Raw genomic sequence first — 19,240 nt, 5'->3', positions numbered from 1 at the left:
GCCTATTTTAAGCCCAGTGAGGATCAGAAACAGAAACTTTTCCGGTTTCTATTCTTCCGGCAAAATGCCACAGGTGATCGTTTAATTTGACTTTCAGATCATACCAGCCTTTATATTTATCAAGATCGATAATGATTTTTTCTTCCGTTTTTTGCACAGAAATGGATTTCTTCGTTTTTCTGTACAGATCTTCTAAGGTTATGGAAATATTTTTCTTTTGATGAGTTCTGATGGTCAGTTCAACCTGAGTTTTTGAAGTTATGTTCGTCAAAATAACCTCTGCTTCCGGAATATTATCTCCTTTGAATTTCCTGAAAAAGCCATTGGGGCCAAAAACTTCATAATCATAAGCTCCGGAATGTACAGCATGGGATAGTGTCTGTCTGGAATATAAGGCATATGAAAAATGATAACTGTTATTGTTGAATTGAGTCCTGTCATACACCAAAAGCGGAACTCCATTCTCTTTTAAATTGGACATTTTGATCTGTTCCCCTTCCAGATTGACATGGAAATGATAAGGTAAAGGATTGGATGGTTTCAAACCTCTTTCCTGAATGTCAAGTAAATTTTCATTCAGTTCATTTTCAGAATACCATTTCAGGTTGGGTACCGGTTTATTTTTGGCAGCATTGATGGTTTTAGCATAATCTTTCTGATTCAGATAGTCCATCTGCGGAGCTTTTACACTGGAAGAATTAAACGCGGAGGTAAGATCTCCGCATACCGCCCTTCTCCAGTCACTGATATTCTCAACATGAACATTCTTATTGAATTTTTTCATGATGAATTTCTCCAGGAACTGTAATACTGAAGTGTGGTCTGATACTTCGGAATTAACAAAACCACCTTTTGTCCATGGGGAAGCAATGATCATGGGAACCCTGTAGCCTAATCCTATGGTTCCTTCAATTTTTTCATAATTCTTTAAAGAAGGATCAGACATATATTCCTGGGACTTGTCTACATATTCCACGCCTTCTTTTCCATTCATATCAACGGGCTGGCTTGGATTCATCGGAGGGGCGAAAGGCAGCACATGATCAAAGTAACCATCGTTTTCATCATAATTGATGATAAATATTGTTTTTTTCCAGGTTTCAGGATCTTTGGTAAGAATATTCAAAACCTCGGAAATATACCATGCTCCATACCACGGTGATCCCGGATGGTCAGAAAAGTGTTCGGGAGCTACCAGCCAGGAAACCAGGGGAAGTTTTTTCTCTTCCACATCTTTACGGAACTGAAATAATACATCACCTTCAGGAACAACCAGTCTTTCTCCGTTTTCATCCTTTCCGATTTCCAGTTTCCAGTAATCAGGATCATTTACATTGGTGGTGAAAGCTTTTTCGTGAAGGTTTTTCTCTTCTTCTGAAAGTTTTGAATAATTATCAGGATGGTATTTTACCTGATCTTCCTGAACTTCAGCCAGCATAGCTTCCAGCCGTTTTTTCTGATCAGGATTTTTTTCAATTTCCTTTTTCAGATAGGTTATAATATTGGGAATGTTTTCATAATATCCTTTCGAAAACTTAACATTGAATTTTGAAAACCATTCAATAGGATTATCGGTAAAATTACTCAGCCAGGCTTCCTGTTCCCCGGACATTCCTTTTGGAAGACTGATTTCATTCTGGTAAATTCTCCACGAAACATTCTGCTGTTCCAGAATCTCCGGGAAGGTTTTCCATTTGGCCTGCCTCGCTTTATCGTAATCAATATTTTCATTGACAACATTGGCCTTCACTTTTCCGTTTTGTTGTTCTCTCAATGTGCCCGACCAAAGGAACAGCCTGTTCGGAGTAGTTCCGGTAAGGGAAGAACAAAAATACTGGTCGAATATGGTAAATGCATCAGCCAGCTGATAATAAAACGGAAGGTCTTCACGGTTGTAATAGCCTAATGTCAGCGGAATATTTTTATAATCTTTATTGCCTGAAGCTTTGGCCTGAAGCCACTGGTCAAATTTTCCTTTGTTAAGCGCTTTTTGCTGATCTGCCCATGAATGAGGCAGAGAGCTCATCCAGGTAGATTTTGTATTTCTTAAATCCAGGCGGGCGGGAGATGCATATTTCCCTTCGTCATTCTTTTGAAAGAAAACAGAATGTCCATCCTGCTTTACAAAAGCTCTTTTATCTAAAAAGCCCCTTACTCCTTTAAGAGCACCAAAAGCATGGTCAAAAGAACGGTTCTCCTGCATCAGGATTACGATATGTTCTGCATCATAAAATGTAGACTGGGCAGCCGGGTCAATGGCTAAAGCTTTTAAAATGGAAGGATGCAGTACACCTGACGTTCCTAAACCTGCTAATAAAAGACTTAATTTCTCTAAAAATTCTCTTCTGTTCATGTTCAATCGTAATAAATAAGAAAGAAACCGCAAGTTAATAGGATTTTCCTGCGGTTTCTTTGTTTTTATATAAAAATAATCAGATTTTTATTGTAACCACCATGGTTTGGAGTTGATATTATCATTTCCTCATTTAAAGCAGCTTTTAGGTTATTGCTGTTATAATTGTATTCAGATTGCGGGTATCTGAACCTGAATGGTGCAGCAACTCCGGACTTTAACGGATAATTCGGATAGCCTGTTCTTAAATAATCATAATAAGAAGTCCATTGTGCCTGATGGAACATAGTCATGTATTTTTGAGTCATGATCTTTTCCAGCTGTGTCTGTAAAGGATCGGCGTCATTATAAACTACTAAAGGCGTTGTAAGGTACTGATTCACATCAAAGCCTGAGAAATATTGTCCCGGATTTTTTACATACTTCTGATAAAAACTGAAACTGGCTTTGATCGCATTATCGTAATGTGTTTTTGCAGATCCGGAAATCCAGCCTCTTGCCGCAGCTTCAGCCAGAATAAACTCAAGTTCTGAATAGCTTAATACAGAAGCAGGTTCATTGGTAGGATCTTTATAGAAACGGTCGTTTACTTTGGAAATATTTTTAGCAGTGATCAGAGCCGCATTGTCAGAATATGGCGAAGTAGGATTTCCACCGTTATAAGCTGTATAATCTGTGATTGCTTTTCCGGCTTCTTTTGCTCCCGTAGTCTGTGCTGCAAAAGTAAACAAACGCGGGTCATGTCTGTCTTTGAACATATTGATGAAATAATCTGCCATATACAAACTGGAGCCGTATCCGCTGTTATTAAACATCGTGTACCTGCTGTCTGCGGCATCAGCAAACTTAAGCTCACCGTTATCCGTAATGGAGGTCATAAGAGACTGGCTTCCTGCAATGGAAGCAAATTCTGAAGCGATATTATAGCTTCCTACCGTTGTTTTTTTAGATAAAGTGATCAGAATTTTCAGACGGAAGGAGTTGATCAGTTTTTTCCACTTTAAGGCATCTCCGTTGTATACAATATCCCCTTCAATTTTGTCGCTGGTATTAATAAGATCATTAGCTTCTTTCAACTCTGATAAAATTCCGGCCATGATCGCTTCCTGTATATCATATTTAGGCTGTGTGAACCCGGATTCACCTTTGGCTGCTTCAGAATAGGGGGCACTTCCCACTTTTAAGCTGATGTTGAAAAAATGATAGGCTCTCAAGAATTTTCCGATGGCCAGATAATTTTTATTTCCTCTTTTCTCTGCTTCCTGCATCATTTTCCCTGTATTCAGAAGTCCTTTGGTGTAGACTTCAAAAGAAGCATCGTTCCATTTCATATACTGGTATGAATTTTCACCATCAGTACCAATCATCATTCTTGAAGCATACATATTGTCTCCGTTGACCTGGAATGTATATTTTTCAACAAAGGTTAGAAGAAATTTAGGATCAATGCTGGCCTGGTCATTAGGATTTTCGTTGATGGTGTCAAGGTTGGATTCGCATGAAGCCAATGTCAGAAGTCCTGCAGCAACTATAGACCTCATCAGCCATTTTGCCGTTTTACCTTTTTGTCCTTTTATATTCTTTATAGTATTTTTCATTGTCTTGATATACTTTTTAGTTAAAACTTAAGATTAAAACCGATTCCGAACCATCTGCTGGATGGGTCCTGAATATCATTAGCAATATCTCCGCTTCTGCCTGACCTGATCTGGAAATCCGGATCGGAGTAAAGGTTCTTGGATTTTTTCCACATCGCCAGATTGTAAGCAGAAATATTGGCTGTGAAACCTTTTACCATTCCTTTCGGGTTTAGTAAGGATGAAAAATCATATTCCAGAACTACAGATCTGAGCTTAACGAAAGTCCTGTCGAAAACGTTGGCAAATTCTTCACTTTCATCCTGTGTTACTCTTGCCTGGTATGGATAATTCTGTGCCCAGTCCTGGAAGCTGATTGCTTTTGTATGCGGAGTATAAAGGCCTGTCCCAGGATTGTAATTTACCCCATCCGGTACAAAATAATACGTTCCCGGATTTGCATACTCAAGATCTCTGTATGCTACAGAGTTAGGATGCTTTCCTCCCCACCACATCTTCTCAACAACCTGCGATCTCATTACCCCGCCGATGCTGCCGTCGATTCCTATATTTAAAGTAAACTTCTTGTATTTAAAGGTGTTATTGAAACCGAAAGTCCAGTCCGGATTGAAATGTCCTAAGTTCGTTGGGGCATTAGCTCTTGTTGGCATTCCTGTATTGGCATCAAGAATGACTTTTCCGTCCGGAGATTTTTGCCATGTATAGTCATAATAGCTGTCCATTCTTTCCCCTAACTTAATATTTTGGTAGTTGGGCATATTATCATAAATGGAAGTCAGCTTTTGTTCATAAGTACTCCAGTTGATTAAGGTTTTCCAGCTAAAATCAGCTGTTTTTACCGGAACCATACCAAGGGTAATTTCAAAACCTTTTGTAGTGTATTCATTTCCGTTTACATATTGTGAAGTGAAGCCTGATGATTCAGCTGCCGGGAACTGGAGAATATTATTATAATCCAATGTTCTGAAATACGTTGCATCCAAAGTAATTCTGTTATTCAGAAAGCCTGCGCTTAGCCCTAATTCATATGATTTTGTCTGTTCCGGCTTCAGAGAATTTTCTACGTTCAGGGTTGTTGGATAATAATATGTAGGATTTCCATTGAATGTGATTCCCTGGTTATTCAGATAATAATTCCTGATCGCATAAGGCTGGAAGTCATATGCTACTTTAGCCCATGAAGCGGAAAGCTTCAGCATATTGATGGACTCCGGCATTTTTACCAGGTTTGAAATAACAGCACTTACGGATGCAGAAGGGTAGAAGTAAGACCTGTTGGCTTTAGGAAGAGTAGAAGACCAGTCATTACGTCCTGAAATATTGATGAAGAAAGCGTTGTACAATCCGATATCAATCGTAGAATAAGCACTGTAAATCAGCTTTTCCTTCAGGTAGGTATAATTTTTCAGCGCTCCGATAGAATTTTCAAAGGTGTATACTTCAGGAATTTTCAATCCATCCGTAGATCTTTCATTGTTGTTGTTTTTATAATAGAAAGCAGAACCTCCGGCATTGATGGTGAAATCAAAGTTATCAGATATTTTTTTCTTGTAAGTTGCCAGGACATCGTAGTTAAGGTTCCATGTTTTATTATCTTTCAGAATGTAGCCGCCACTTCTCGGTGCACTGTAATTGAAATAGGAGTAGGGGCTCAATATTTCCGTTTTGCTGTGGTTTTCCACAATGGATATTTTTCCTTTTACCGAAAGATCCTGCGTAGCTTTATACTCTAAACCTGTCTGTGCATTGATGATATTCGTTCTGTTCTGATTTTTATAATACTCAGCTCCGAACCATGGATTATTGTACCATGCGTAGTTCCAGTTGGCTTGCGCCCTTCCTTCTTTTCCTGGGATCCACATATGATTTTTAAGCGCTTTGCCGTCTACATCACCTCCCATCCAGATCAGGATGGTGTACATATGTCCGCTTGGGTTGTAATCGTAGTTGGGAATGTTAGGAGTGAAGGCCTGGTTGAAGTTGAATTTTGTATCGAAAATCAATTTATCTCCAAGATGATTTTCAGAAGAGAAGTTGATTCCGTATTTCTGAAGATAGGAATTCGGAACCCTGTCATCATAATTCATGAAATTCCCGGAGAACCTGTATACGTCCTTGTTATTTCTATAGCTGATGGCAAAGTTATTATTGTTGATAACCGCAGGTTTTAGGAATGTACTTAAGTTATCGTGGTATTTCCAGTCGATAGGAACTCTTTCATATCTCGATTTATCATCATACTGAGTTCCAGTCACAGCTCCGTACCACGGAACTACCTGGCCTGTTACTTTGTCTCTGATCGGGCTGTTCCACTGGGCAATCTGCAGCCCGGGAACAAACTTTGGCCCCCAGATCATATCTCCGTCATTAACTCCACCATCAGCTCCGTCCCAGAATTCATATTTCCCATGAGAGCCGTTACCATATTCGGTCTGGGTTTTCGGGAGATTGGTAAACCCTCCTGTGATCATCGTATTTTGGGAGAATTCAACAGAGAATCCTTTCTTCTTCGCATTTTTTGTGGTGATCAAAATGGCTCCGTAGCGACCTCTTGACCCATATAAGGCAGAAGCTGTAGCACCTTTCAAAACGTTAATATTTTCAATATTGTTGGGATCTAAATTCTGGAAGACCTCTTTTTCCACAATAACACCGTCAATTACAAAAACAAGATTGGAATTTCCTCTCAGCGTAAACTGTGGAGCCTGCTGCATTCCTGTTGGATTGGAAACATTCAGTCCCGCAACCTGTCCGGAGAATAAATTCCCGATACTTGGTGTGGTTATGGTTTCAAACTGTTTTGTTCCCACTTCCTGGGTCGCATAACCAATTTTTTCTTTTTTCTTGGCAATACCCAAAGCGGTAATAACCACTCCTTCAATCTGCTTTTCGTTTGACTTTTTTAAAACAACAGAATACTGTTTTTTGGAAGAAACCTCAACGGTATACACAGAAAAGTCAGGAGCGAAAAATTCAAGAACATCTTTGGGGTTTGCAGAAATGGTGAAATTACCGTTTTCATCAGTAGTTGCGGTCTTTCCTGTATTTTTATCAGTGATATTCACACCGGAAACACTGGAACCGTTTTCTGATTTTACATTTCCAATAATATTGATTTCCTGGGCAGAAAAATAAAGAGGAAGTAAAAAAACGGCAAAAGTGGCTAGAGTTTTCTTCATTTTTTTGAAGACAAATTTAGCAGAGCACTGTTACCTGTATTTTAATGATGTATTAAAATAAAAATACGATTTAATATTTTTTAACAGGAAGAATTAATAGAAAGGTAAAATTGAAAATGCCCTTTGTATAAGGGATTTTGCTTTATTATATTAATTTAAGCAGGAGGCTAGGAGAGGGAAGCTGGAAGTTATTGAGGTATTGTCAAGTTCTTGAAATCCCCAGTGGTAAATTTTTGAAGAAAATCTTTCTATAAAAATAACAGGATAATAAAACTGCGACTTCGATAACTTCCAGCCTCCAGCTTCCCTCTTCCTTTCTTTTTTAAAACCTGCTCAGAATTCCCCAGTGGATTTTTGTGTCATTAAACTTAAAAGGACTTTCCAATTCATTACCATTAGACAGCGCTGGGAGAGGGAAGCTGGAAGTTATTGTGCTGTTACCAACTTATTGAAACCCTCAGTAATAAATTTTTGAAGAAAAACCTTTAAAAATAACAATATAATAAAACTGTGACTTTGATAACTTCCAGCCTCCAGCTTCCCTCTTCCTTTCTATTTCTAAAACCTGCTCAGAATTCCCCAGTGGATTTTTGTGTCATTAAATTTGAAAGGATTTCCAAATTCATTACCATTAGACAGCTGGAAGCTCATCAGGCCGATAGGAATAAAGAAATTGAAACCAAGCCCAACACTGTAAAGTTTAGGTCTTACATTCAAAGATTTATTATTGAGCTGTCCATATTGTCCGAAGACATCGAAGAAGGCCTGATTACCGATAAGATACCGGTATTCCAGACTTCCGTAGTAGTAAAAGTCGGCGGCGAGCGAGTTTTCATTGAATCCACGCATGGAATTCCAGCCTCCGAAACGGTATAATTCATTGGTGGAGAATTCTATTTTAGAATCCATCATGGCTCCTTCCCCTTTAATATTCAGGAAATAGTTTCCGGAAATATGATAATTGTGTTCCCCAAAGAAATAAAACTGGTTTTGATTAGCTTTGATGTTATCTTTAGAATAAGTGGTTGTCAAAAAATCATATCCTGCATTGATCCTTGTTTTATAAAGGAAAAGATCAATATCAGTAGGCTCTGTCATTTCAAACCATACTCCAATCCCTTTTTTATTATAGTCTTTCCCCTGAACATATAAGGAGTCAATAATGGTAGAGCTTTCCAAAGTTCCTCTTAAACCTATTTTGTTTCGGTTATTGATATGATAATAGAAAGCAGGAAGGAACTTCACATTGGCAAATGTAGAATCCTGCCTGTAGATATTCACTTTTGCATTCATTCCGACATTGGATTTGAACAGGTACGGAATATCCACCTGGAGATCAAAAGTCTGTCCCTTATCCGGGTTCCTCTGCCAGTATAAATTGACGGTTTCAAAACCATTGAACATATTCCTGAAATTCACATTCATCGTTCCGTTTAAGGTAAACTTGGAGGTTTTGTCATTCCCGAAACCGATTACCCCATCAAAAGTATTGGTCTTTTTCTTTTCCAGAAAAAGGAAAATGCTGGTGGAATCTTTTGTGAACAGAGTTTGCGGCTGCCGTTCCAGCGTTAAAAAAGGATGGCTCTGGAAGGTTTTATTGATGGCTAAAAGGTTTTTGTCATCATAATTTTTGCCTTTAAATTCCTTTTCAAGGTTTTTAATAAATCGTTTGGGAACTTTTTCATATCCTTTTACTACAAATCCGTCGATCGTTCTTTTATCATTTTTATTGATGTCAAGTTCTACGATCGGATAGCCGTTTTTCTGACCTTTATATTTAGATTTGATCCTGCTGAAAGAATAGCCCTCATCAATATACGTCTTGTTGATACTCTTCTTGGTAGAGTCTAAATTTTTAGTGAAAAAATCTTTCTGAATTTTCAGTTTCTGAACAAGAGAATCCGTAAGATTTACATAAGTTTCATTAAAGTTCTTTCCTTTATCATAGAAAATTTCAGTGCTGTCCCCCTTTACTTTTACGTCTTTCAGTTTGGTAAAGAAATAATTATTCTGAGCTAATGAATCCAGGAATTTTACTGCAGAGGTAGAGTCCTTTACTTTTTTTCTGACCTTGGTTTCTGTATCAATCAGCCAATACTGCTTCTTCTGCGCTTGTGTAAAAACGCAGAACAGTACAAAAAATATTTTCAGAAACAGTTTCAATCCCAAATATATCTACACCATAGGTAGTGATGAAATTAAGCGTAGTTAAGATAAAACTTAAGGCGAAGCTTATCTTAATGATTCTTTACAACTTAATTCTTCTTAATGGTTTAAAATTTTATTATCAAATAGCTTTCTATACAACTGAAACTAATCCAGTTTATTATATTTTTTCATCAAATTCTCATAAGTTCCCTGCGGAAGAATCCATTTCAAAGGAACCCCAATTTTCTGCCCGAATTTACCAAAATAATAATGAGCTTTCCATTTATCTTTTGCTAAAAGTTTTTCAATGTATTCCGCAACTTCCAAAGGATCAGTTCCGTCATTCACATGAGAATTCATCAGAGCATATACTTTGTCAAAAACATTTTTGTAAGGTTGGGAAACCTGTGCAATCACTCGGTTGTCTGCTATATTGGTTTTTATATCTCCAAGATGCAGAGAGCAAACGTCGATATTCCATGGATATACTTCATATCTCATTGCTTCGGTTACTTTATCCAATGCTGATTTTGACGCCGAATAAAATCCACGGAAAGGAAGACCCATTTCACTTCCGATACTGGAAACATTAATGATTTTTCCAAACTTGTGGTCACGCATATTCGGAAGAACAGCACTCATCATCTGTACAGGTCCGGCGAGATTCAGGCTGAACAATTTTAAAATATCCTCTTTCGTAGAATCTTCCACAGCGCCAACCATTCCCATTCCGGCATTATTGATCAGAACATCAATTTTGCTTTCTGTTTTTAAAACTTCAGTAACGGCATTCTGAACAGCGGTATTATCTGTTACATCTGTAGGTATGGATTTGAAGTATTTACTTTCTGTATGCTTCCGGCTCAGGCCATATACTTTATGTCCTTTTTTGCCAAAATATTCTGCCAATGCAAACCCGATTCCTGATGAGGTTCCTGTAATAATGATGGTCATTGAATTCGTTTGATTTTTAATGTTTTTATTTACTTCTGATATCAGTGAGACGTTTTTAATGGTCTGTGGTCAAAAGTAAAATCTATTTTCAGCAAATGTAAAAAAAGAAAAATGAACTTGATATGGATAAAGTCTGAAAATTGGAAGGATTTTCTAAAGCTAATCCAAAATTAAAAATAATTCATTGGTTTTGGAAAAAATATTATATTTGACTCCAATAAAAACAAATGTCTATGATGAAAAAAAACTTGAAGCTGTTTGCTTCAGCATTGGGATTCATATTCCTCTTCTACGCCTGTAGGACAGATGAAGTAACTAATTCTGAACAAAGAAAACAAAATGAGAAAATAGCAGCTTTTGAAAGGTTTGAAAATCTACGTTCCCAGGATATCCTGAATAAGAAAACTCATTCTTCTAAAAGTGGAGATGCTCTTCCACTAAGCTATGCACAACCTTTCAGTGAAATTATTTACCAGTTTTTGGTTAAACATCCAGATTTTTATGATAAGCTGGCTAACGATTTTGGAGAAATAGATTATAATGTGGCTTCACAAACCTTTGGTGAGGACAAGAAATACATTTTCTATCCGATACTGAAAGATGGAAAAGTAACCTCTTTATGGTACGGAAAGCTGAAAGAAGACAGAAGCTGGGTAGATTTCTATTTGGTACATGATACTTCTGCTTCCACTCAAAGAATGATTGGAGAATTTCAAAATTATTATTCTAAAAAAGCTGTAAGCAGAGGTGAGCCGGATCCTCCTGTAAAAGAAATACCGGAAATTGTGATTACTCCTCCAGGAACAAATCCACCGATCAACGATCCTCTTCCCAATACTGGTGGTGGAGGAACTTATACACCTCCTTATACAGGAGATATGAGCGGAGGACCAATTATGCATGGGGGCGGAACCGGAACCAGTACGACGCAGGATCCTTGTAAAAAAACGAAAAGTATTTTAACGAATCCTAATGTTCAAACAAAAATCAGTGAACTTAAAACGCAATCAACTTTAGGAGGTGAAAAAGGAGTGAAATTTAAAGTAGACGGAACACCTTCTGAGACTATAAGTGGTGGGGAACACAGTGTAAATTTCGGTGATAAAACAGGCTATGCAGGAGGCTATCATAATCATACTCCAACAGGAATATCTATGTTGTCACCACCGGATATAGACCAATTATTAGGTTTTGCAAGAGCACAGCCTATTTCTAATCCCGAAAATGTAAAGAATGCTTATGTTGGAATGGTTGCTCCTAATGGCATGCATTATGTTATCAGGTTTAACGGAACTTATCAGGATGCTATAACAAATTTTTCACAAGAGCAATTGGATGAATATACGGATAGATATCAGACTAGATATGGAATCTATAAACCCTCTTCTGGAGATATGAACAATGAAGCAATTGAGAAATTCTTTTTCAAAGCCCTTAAAGATATGGGATTAGAAGGAAAAGTCAATTTACAAAGAATAGAAAATGATGGAACTGTAAAAATGATAATTAAAAATACTGATGGTACTATAACTGCTACACCATGTCCTTAATGTAAAAAAGTAAATAATATGAAAAATATAGCATACATAATTCTATTAATTATTTCAATTTCGTGTAAAGCACAACAGACTTTTCCACTTAACACAGATTTTGAAGAAATACCACAAGGCTCTTATATAAAAGATTTAAACAATGAATTAAATCCATATGTAGGAGAATATAAAGCTAGCTTTCAAGGAAATGAAATTAAATTATTCATAAGTAAAGAAAATATGAAATATATTAAGTCATTGAATGTCTATCAAGATGTTTTATCTATAAGATATATTGTGAAAAACCCTGTAGGAAACATTCTTCAAGATACACAAAATATGACTTTTCAACCTAATCAACTTTTACATTCAATTTATAGTCGTGGGACTTACCCAAGTAAAAATATTGTATGGTTTAATTATGGAGGAACAAACTGTAGAGTAGGCTGGGGAAGTATTGAATTAAAAAAAATTAGCTCTACACAAATCTCATGGGAATATCGACCTAATGATATTATTCTTGATGATAGCAAGTGCCCTTCTGGAACAGATATTAATATTTATCTTCCTGAAACAAAAGATTTGATTTTTACGAAACAATAATGCATAAACCGCTGAAAGGCGGTTTTTTTATTAAAACGAAGCCTTACTATTAACCAAATTTAAGACAAACTTAATCTCAATCATGTGTGGAATATCAACAGAATTATTACTTTTAATTACTTATGTATCTGAAAAACAATTATTTAATTTGTTTTCGTGGTAGGGAGTGTTTAAAAAAAGCCAAAATTTCTTAATAACATAAGGAAACCTTAATGATGGGTGGGAGCAGGCTGTTCTAATTTTGCACCTAATCAAAAAGGATATCATGAATGTATTTAAAATCCCTGTCTCTGTAACGTATTTAACAGGTAGGGTATTACTTATTGGTGCAATATCAGCTTCACCGATGTTCCTCGCTCAGAAAAAAGACAGCTTAAAAGAAAAATCCATCGACGAGATTGTTGTTGTTGGATACGGAACACAGAAAAAAAGTAAAGTTTCCGGCGCTGTTTCGGAGGCTTCGCTGGATAAGCTTACTTCCAGGTCATTGTCTGGTGTAGGAGAAGTTCTTCAGGGTAAAGCTCCCGGAGTAACTGTAGTGAACGAAGGTGGAGATCCCAACGGATCACCTAAGGTCAATATCCGTGGTTTGGGAGGTATCAATGGAGAAACTCCTTTGTATGTAGTGGATGGAGTGGTTTTCAACGGAACACCATCTATCAATCCAAACGATATTCAGGATATTTCTGTGCTTAAAGATGCTTCTGCAGCTATTTACGGAGCCAGATCTTCCGGAGGAGTTATCCTTATTACCACTAAAAAAGGAAAGAAGGGAAATCTTACTGTAGACTTTGATGTTAAATATGGCGTAAACCAGACATGGAGGCTGAAAGAATCCCTGAATGCAGCAGAATTCCAGGATGTCATGTACAAAGCCTATGAAAATGCCGGAAAATTGGGAAGCTTACCGATGGCTTTTAATCCCAATCAGTATCCTGACGGAAGAATTACCAGAACAGACTGGATGAAAGAAATTTTCAGAACAGGAACCATTCAGGAGTACAATGTAAATCTTAGTGGCGGAAGTGAAAAATCCAGATATTTTGTGGGAATGAACCACAGAAGCCTGGAGGGAATTTTATTGAATACCCAGGCAAAACGATATAACTTCAGAGTGAATTCTGAACATAAAGTAAAAGACTGGCTGACGATCGGAGAAAATATGTACTACAATTACTCTGATGGTAATACAGCCGATACCAAAAGTGGATATACAGGAGCTCTGGTTGCTGCCATGTATTATCCTCCGAATGTTCCGGTATATACACCCAGTGGTGCATTTTCAGGACTTCCGATTGATGTTGCGGGGGGATATGGAGACATGATCAACCCTGTTGCTTATCTTAAAAGAATCAGTATCAGAAATCCTACCCACGAGATTTTGATCAATCCTTATGCGGAAATCACATTGGCTAAAGATTTAAAATTCCGTTCCAACTTCTCACAGACTTTTAAACTGGGAGATGTAAAGAACTTCACGTACAGAGTTTTGGAAGTCGGGAAAATTTTTGACACCAATAATCTGGAATACCAATCCAACAATTCTTCTACAGCGCTTGCAGAGCAGTTGCTGACTTATAAAATAGCTTTAGGACAGCATAATTTTGACTTCCTTGGAGGTTTTACTTTCCAGAAAACGATTGATGACGGTTTTGTGGCAAAATCGTATGATTTCAGAAGTGAAGCTGAGGTTTTCCAGCACCTTCAGAACGCTGCAGACACCAATAAAGATGTTTCCAGTTACAGATTCAAACAATCTTTGGTTTCTTATCTGGCGAGAGTAAACTACGACTATGCCGGGAAGTATATTGTAAGTTTATTGGGAAGACGTGATGGTTCTTCACTGGTGGCCAAACAAAACAGATTTGCTAATTATTATGCAGTTTCCGGTGCCTGGGTAGTTTCGAAAGAAAACTTTATGAAAGATATCTCATGGCTTTCCAGTCTGAAGTTGAGAGGAAGCTACGGTATCTTGGGTAACCTCGGAGGAATTTCACCTCAGGCAGTAAACCCTTTGATGACAAGAGATAACAATGTTATTTTCGGACAGGATCCTTCTCAGAATATCGCTTATTATGCTACTACACGTCCGAATCCGGATCTGAAATGGGGTAAATCTGAGCAGACCAACTTCGGGGTAGATGCTTCATTCCTTCACAATAGTCTTTCCTTACAGTTTGATTACTTCGTGAAAAATTCCAAAGACCAGATCTTCAACGTAAGCTTACCAAGTACGGCAACGTACAATAATCAGTATGTGAATGCGGGATTATTCCAGGATAAAGGATACGAATTGGGAATCAATTATAACAAAGTAGTTTCCGGGGATTTTACTTTCTCAATTGGAGCTACAATGAGTCAACTAAAGAATACGGTGAAGCAGCTTGCCAATGTAGATGAGATCTTTATCAATGATAACGGCGTAAGAGGGGTTTTAAAACCAACCCGTGTGAAAGTGGGTGATCCTCTGTATTCTTTCTATGGTTATAAGACCGGAGGAATTTTCCAGACTCAGGAAGAGATCAACAATTATAAAGATGCTAACGGAAACCTTATCCAGCCGAATGCAAAACCCGGAGATATCAAATTCCTGAAGAAAGAAGGAAATACAGGTGTGCTTAATAATAACGATTTTGTTAATCTTGGTAGCCCGTATCCTAAATTCTCTTATGGATTTTCTTATAACATGACCTGGAAAAACTTTGACCTGAACTTATTCTTCCAGGGAGTTTACGGTAATAAAATATTCAACGGAATGAAGTTTATTTCCTTGAATCCGGGCGGAACAGGACAGAATTATAATATGGACAGAGATATCCTGAATGCATGGACTCCTCAGAACACCAATACCGATATTCCAAGGCTGGTACACGGTGACCCAAGTGGTAATTACTCCAAAGTATCAGATTTCTATGTGGAAGACGGGTCCTACTTAAGACTGAAGAACCTTACCATCGGGTATTCATTACCAAAAGAATTGTATAGAAAACTGGATGTAAACAAAGTGAGAATTTATATGACTTCTAACAACCTGTTTACGATAACGAAATATACAAGATTTGATCCTGAAGTAGGAATGAATTCTTACGGAGTAGATACCGGAAGATATCCTCAGGCACGCTCATTCATCTTTGGAGTGGAGATCGGATTATAATTTTTAACCAACAAAAAGTAAGAAAAATGAAACTTTTCAATAAAATATTTTTAATATCAGGAATATCCGTAATGCTTTTATCCTGTACAGGAGAGCTGGATGTTCAGCCGGAAGGAACACCTACTGAAGCCAGCTTCTGGAAAACGGAAAACGATCTGATTACCGGAGCAAATGCCATGTATAAGCCTTTGTTTGATGGTGAATTCTACGGAAGAGGTTTGTTCTGGTTTATCAATGCCAGTGATGATATGGTCACAGGAAGGGCAAAAAGTGAAGCAGATAATGCAAAAAACTTCAGCAGCAATTATATCGCGGCAGGTGATCTTGAAACCCAGTGGAACAAAAGATACAATGTGATAGGTGTAGCCAACCGTGTGATCCGTAATGTTGACAATATTCAGACTTCACAGGCCATTAAAAACAAATACCTTGGTGAAGCTTTGTTCATGAGCAGCAGGATGTATTTTGAACTTGCTTATTCTTATGGAAACGAAAAAGCAGGAGTTCCTATCATCGACCGTTCAAAAGATCCGGATCCAAACCCGATTCCAAGGGCAGCCAACGTAATGGAGAATTATACCTACATTGTGAACGACCTGAAAAGAGCTGCAGAATTATTACCTGCCCAGGCAGAGCTTCCTGCAAAAGACTATGGAAGACCTCATAAAGCGGCAGCATGGGCATTGTTGGCAAAAGTATACCTGTTTATGAAAGACTGGAAGAATGCAGAATTCTGGGCTAATGAAGTCATGACAAAAGGAAACAGAGCCTTATTGGGAAATTTTGCTGATGTTTTTAAAGCTGAAAATAACTACAGTTCAGAATACATCTGGTCTGTTCCGGGAACACCTAAGTTTACAGCCTGGGGAAGTATTCTTCCAGGAGTAATGCTTGAAAACAAAGGATGGGGAGAATATAACGGATGGGGATATTTCCAGCCGACAAAAGAACTGTATGATGAATACGAAGCCGGTGACTTGAGAAGAAGTGCTACCATTCTTAAAATAGGAGATAAATTTACTTTTAATGGAAAGGAAAGAATCTATGCTTCCACTAATTCTCTTACCGGATACCAGTTCAATAAATATATGGATGCCTTCAAATATGAGCTGAAAAGTGGTCACGTGAGTGCCAACGGAGATTATCCGTGTACAGACCTTGCCGTTCCGATTATGCGTTACGCTGAGGTGATCCTCATTAAGGCAGAAGCTTTACTGATGCAGGGAAAATCTGCAGACCAGGAGATCAATATGATCAGAGTGCGTGCAGGTTTATCTCCGAAAAACGGATGTACAATGGCAGATCTGAAGCATGAAAGACGTTGCGAACTGGCAGGTGAATGGGCAGACAGACACAGAGACCTTGTACGTTGGGGAGATGCGCAGGCAGCTTATGCCAAACCTCTGCATGGTATCAATGGGCAGGTAGTCTGGGCCGCAAGAAACTTTAATCCGGCTGTACATAATGTTTGGGCAGTTCCACAGGCTGAAATCGTAAACAGTCACGGGATCATTAAACAAAATGAGGGCTGGTAAAATTTAATCTTTATATATAAGCCACTATATCATTGCAGAACCTTCTGTGATGATATAGTTTTTTCAAACGTATAGTGATAGGTTGTTCCATTTGACCTATAAAATAATAACGATAAACGAATGAAATTATCAAAAATTTTAGCCGTTCTGGCACTGGCTGTTTTTTCCCAAAATCAGGCACAGAATTATTTAAATTACAATGTAGGAAATGCACATTCGCATAATGATTATATGCAGGAGATCCCCTTTTGGCAGGCTTATTATGCCAATTTTGGTTCTATAGAAGCAGATGTATTTCTGCTAAAGGGAAAACTTTGGGTAGCCCATACCGAAAAAGAGCTTTCCGCAGACAGAACTTTAGAGAATCTCTATCTTGACAATATTTCAAAACAGATTAAGCTGAACAAAGGAAATATCTATCCTGATGCCGGTAAAAAGCTTCAGTTGCTGATCGATATTAAACAGAATTATAAAACGTCGCTGGCAGCTTTGGTCAATACTTTAAAAAAGTACCCTGAGATCACCGGAAATTCAGGAATTAAAATTGTGATTACCGGAGGACGTCCTCAGCCGGAAGATTTTAAAAGCTATCCGAACTACCTTTATTTTGACGGAGATCTTGATAAAAACTATTCTGCTGATCAGCTGAAAAGAATCGGAATGTTCAGTGCAGACCTTCCCGGATTGGTAAAATGGAACGGGAAAGGAATTCCAAGGGATGAGGAAACTGCAAAAATTAAAAGTGCGGTTGATAAAGCTCATGCTCAGAAGAAACCGGTTCGTTTTTACGGAGCTCCGGACTTTCCGAATGCATGGGTAAATCTGATGGATTTAGGAGTGGATTATATCAATACCGATCATATTCCTGATCTTAAAAAATTCATGAACACTATTCCGAAAAACTTTTATAAGAATACAAAAGAGTACAGCACTTATACGCCTACCTATAAAACAGACGGAGTGGAGAAAAAGGTAAAGAATGTGATCCTTCTTATACCTGACGGAACTTCTTTACCACAATATTATGCTGCTTTTACTGCGAATAAAGGAAAGCTGAATGTTTTCAATATGAAATCCACAGGACTTTCCAAAACCAATTCATCCAATGCTTATATTACAGATTCAGCACCGGGTTCTACAGCATTTGCTACAGGTGTTAAAACCAAGAATACTTTTGTCGGTGTTGATAATATGGGAAAAGCACTGGCACAAATCCCTGATATTATTGCTGAAAAAGGACTGGTTTCCGGACTGATTTCTACAGGAGATGTTACAGATGCTACTCCTGCAGACTTCTATGGTCATTCAGATAACAGAAACAGCTCAGAACCTATTCTGAAAGATTTTGCAGACTCAAAAACAAAAATTCTGATCGGTGGGCCTACAAGCGGATTATCCCAGGAAAATCTGCAGAAATTCAAAGAAGCGAAAATTGACCTTTACCACGATCTTAAATCGGTAACTAAAATAAACAACCGCACTCTGGTGATTGATCCTCTGGCTTCACAAAGGATTACCAATGGAAGGGGAAACTGGCTTGCTGATGCATTTGATCTTACTTTAAATGATTTAAAAAACAATAAAAAAGGTTTTTTTATGATGATTGAAGCTTCGCAGACAGATGGCGGAGGCCACAGCAACAATATAGAGCAGCTGGTCACAGAATTACTGGACTTCGATCAGGTGGTAGGAAAGGCTATGAAATTTGCTGACGAAAATAAAGAAACCTTAGTTATTGTGGTTGGCGACCATGAAACAGGCGGTTTAACCCTTTTGGACGGAAGTCTCAAAGATGGCTGGGTATTCGGGAATTTCAGTACAAATGACCATACTTCCATTCCATCAAGTGTTTTTGCTTATGGACCAAATTCAAAGCAATTTACAGGGCTGTTTGAAAATACAGAGATCTTCAACAAAATACTGTCAGCCTACGGAATTCAAAAGTAGCTTTGATATATAGTTTTTACTTTACAAAGAGAGACTGTTTCAAGCTGAAGCAGTCTTTTTTCTCTCAATTTTAATGACTAGTCCTAAATAATCGTTACAGATTAATAAGATAAAAATACTAATATTTATGATATAGTTGTAGGGCTGGCCCTACAACTATATTTGTTTTTATAGGTTCTTATTTTTACACTCTTCTGTTTGTGCATTTGTTCAGGTGTTTTCATATAACACGACCAA

At 37.8% G+C, this 19,240-nt stretch carries 10 protein-coding genes; 5 read left to right on the top strand and 5 right to left on the bottom strand.

All coding sequences use genetic code 11. The features are described from left to right. Positions 1-7: 7 nt before the first annotated feature. From ACE3RB_RS16585 to ACE3RB_RS16565, 5 genes are all read right to left on the bottom strand, one after another. Complete coding sequence (locus tag ACE3RB_RS16585; protein WP_374465226.1) at positions 8-2,353, bottom strand: phosphocholine-specific phospholipase C; 2,346 nt, start codon at positions 2,351-2,353, stop codon at positions 8-10. A gap of 65 nt (positions 2,354-2,418) precedes the next feature. Next, positions 2,419-3,951: a SusD/RagB family nutrient-binding outer membrane lipoprotein gene (locus ACE3RB_RS16580; RefSeq protein WP_374465225.1), complete on the bottom strand. Its 1,533-nt coding sequence runs from the start codon at positions 3,949-3,951 to the stop codon at positions 2,419-2,421. A gap of 20 nt (positions 3,952-3,971) precedes the next feature. Then, positions 3,972-7,130, bottom strand: coding sequence for a SusC/RagA family TonB-linked outer membrane protein (locus ACE3RB_RS16575; protein WP_374465224.1), 3,159 nt, complete (start codon positions 7,128-7,130; stop codon positions 3,972-3,974). A gap of 558 nt (positions 7,131-7,688) precedes the next feature. Next, positions 7,689-9,293, bottom strand: coding sequence for a hypothetical protein (locus ACE3RB_RS16570; RefSeq protein WP_374465223.1), 1,605 nt, complete (start codon positions 9,291-9,293; stop codon positions 7,689-7,691). Positions 9,294-9,443: 150 nt separating this feature from the next. After that, a complete protein-coding gene (locus ACE3RB_RS16565; protein ID WP_374465222.1) occupies positions 9,444-10,232 on the bottom strand; it encodes an SDR family oxidoreductase in 789 nt (262 codons plus the stop codon). A gap of 233 nt (positions 10,233-10,465) precedes the next feature. Here ACE3RB_RS16565 and ACE3RB_RS16560 point away from each other — a divergent pair, with 233 nt between their 5' ends. From ACE3RB_RS16560 to ACE3RB_RS16540, 5 genes are all read left to right on the top strand, one after another. Beyond that, complete coding sequence (locus tag ACE3RB_RS16560; RefSeq protein WP_374465221.1) at positions 10,466-11,782, top strand: hypothetical protein; 1,317 nt, start codon at positions 10,466-10,468, stop codon at positions 11,780-11,782. Positions 11,783-11,800: 18 nt separating this feature from the next. After that, the gene (locus ACE3RB_RS16555) at positions 11,801-12,367 is read left to right on the top strand and encodes a DUF6705 family protein (protein ID WP_374465220.1); all 567 of its coding nucleotides are present in this window, start codon (positions 11,801-11,803) and stop codon (positions 12,365-12,367) included. A gap of 265 nt (positions 12,368-12,632) precedes the next feature. Beyond that, positions 12,633-15,521, top strand: coding sequence for a SusC/RagA family TonB-linked outer membrane protein (locus ACE3RB_RS16550; protein ID WP_374465219.1), 2,889 nt, complete (start codon positions 12,633-12,635; stop codon positions 15,519-15,521). Between the two features lie 26 nt (positions 15,522-15,547). Beyond that, the gene (locus tag ACE3RB_RS16545; protein WP_374465218.1) at positions 15,548-17,056 is read left to right on the top strand and encodes a RagB/SusD family nutrient uptake outer membrane protein; all 1,509 of its coding nucleotides are present in this window, start codon (positions 15,548-15,550) and stop codon (positions 17,054-17,056) included. Positions 17,057-17,176: 120 nt separating this feature from the next. Further along, entirely contained in the window at positions 17,177-19,003 is a 1,827-nt protein-coding gene (locus ACE3RB_RS16540; RefSeq protein WP_374465217.1) for an alkaline phosphatase, read from the top strand. Positions 19,004-19,240 lie beyond the last annotated feature (237 nt).

Source organism: Chryseobacterium sp., from assembly GCF_041914225.1.
In the GTDB taxonomy this organism is placed as follows: Bacteria; Bacteroidota; Bacteroidia; order Flavobacteriales; family Weeksellaceae; genus Chryseobacterium.
Note: the sequence above shows the minus strand (reverse complement) of the source record. Positions and strands in the feature narration are given on the sequence as shown.

Coding starts and splice junctions, on each gene's coding strand:
- ACE3RB_RS16560 (WP_374465221.1), top strand. CDS start 10,466: ATGATGAAAAAAAACTTGAAGCTGTTTGCTTCAGCATTGGGATTCATA.
- ACE3RB_RS16565 (WP_374465222.1), bottom strand. CDS start 10,232: ATGACCATCATTATTACAGGAACCTCATCAGGAATCGGGTTTGCATTG.
- ACE3RB_RS16545 (WP_374465218.1), top strand. CDS start 15,548: ATGAAACTTTTCAATAAAATATTTTTAATATCAGGAATATCCGTAATG.
- ACE3RB_RS16585 (WP_374465226.1), bottom strand. CDS start 2,353: ATGAACAGAAGAGAATTTTTAGAGAAATTAAGTCTTTTATTAGCAGGT.
- ACE3RB_RS16550 (WP_374465219.1), top strand. CDS start 12,633: ATGAATGTATTTAAAATCCCTGTCTCTGTAACGTATTTAACAGGTAGG.
- ACE3RB_RS16580 (WP_374465225.1), bottom strand. CDS start 3,951: ATGAAAAATACTATAAAGAATATAAAAGGACAAAAAGGTAAAACGGCA.
- ACE3RB_RS16575 (WP_374465224.1), bottom strand. CDS start 7,130: ATGAAGAAAACTCTAGCCACTTTTGCCGTTTTTTTACTTCCTCTTTAT.
- ACE3RB_RS16540 (WP_374465217.1), top strand. CDS start 17,177: ATGAAATTATCAAAAATTTTAGCCGTTCTGGCACTGGCTGTTTTTTCC.
- ACE3RB_RS16555 (WP_374465220.1), top strand. CDS start 11,801: ATGAAAAATATAGCATACATAATTCTATTAATTATTTCAATTTCGTGT.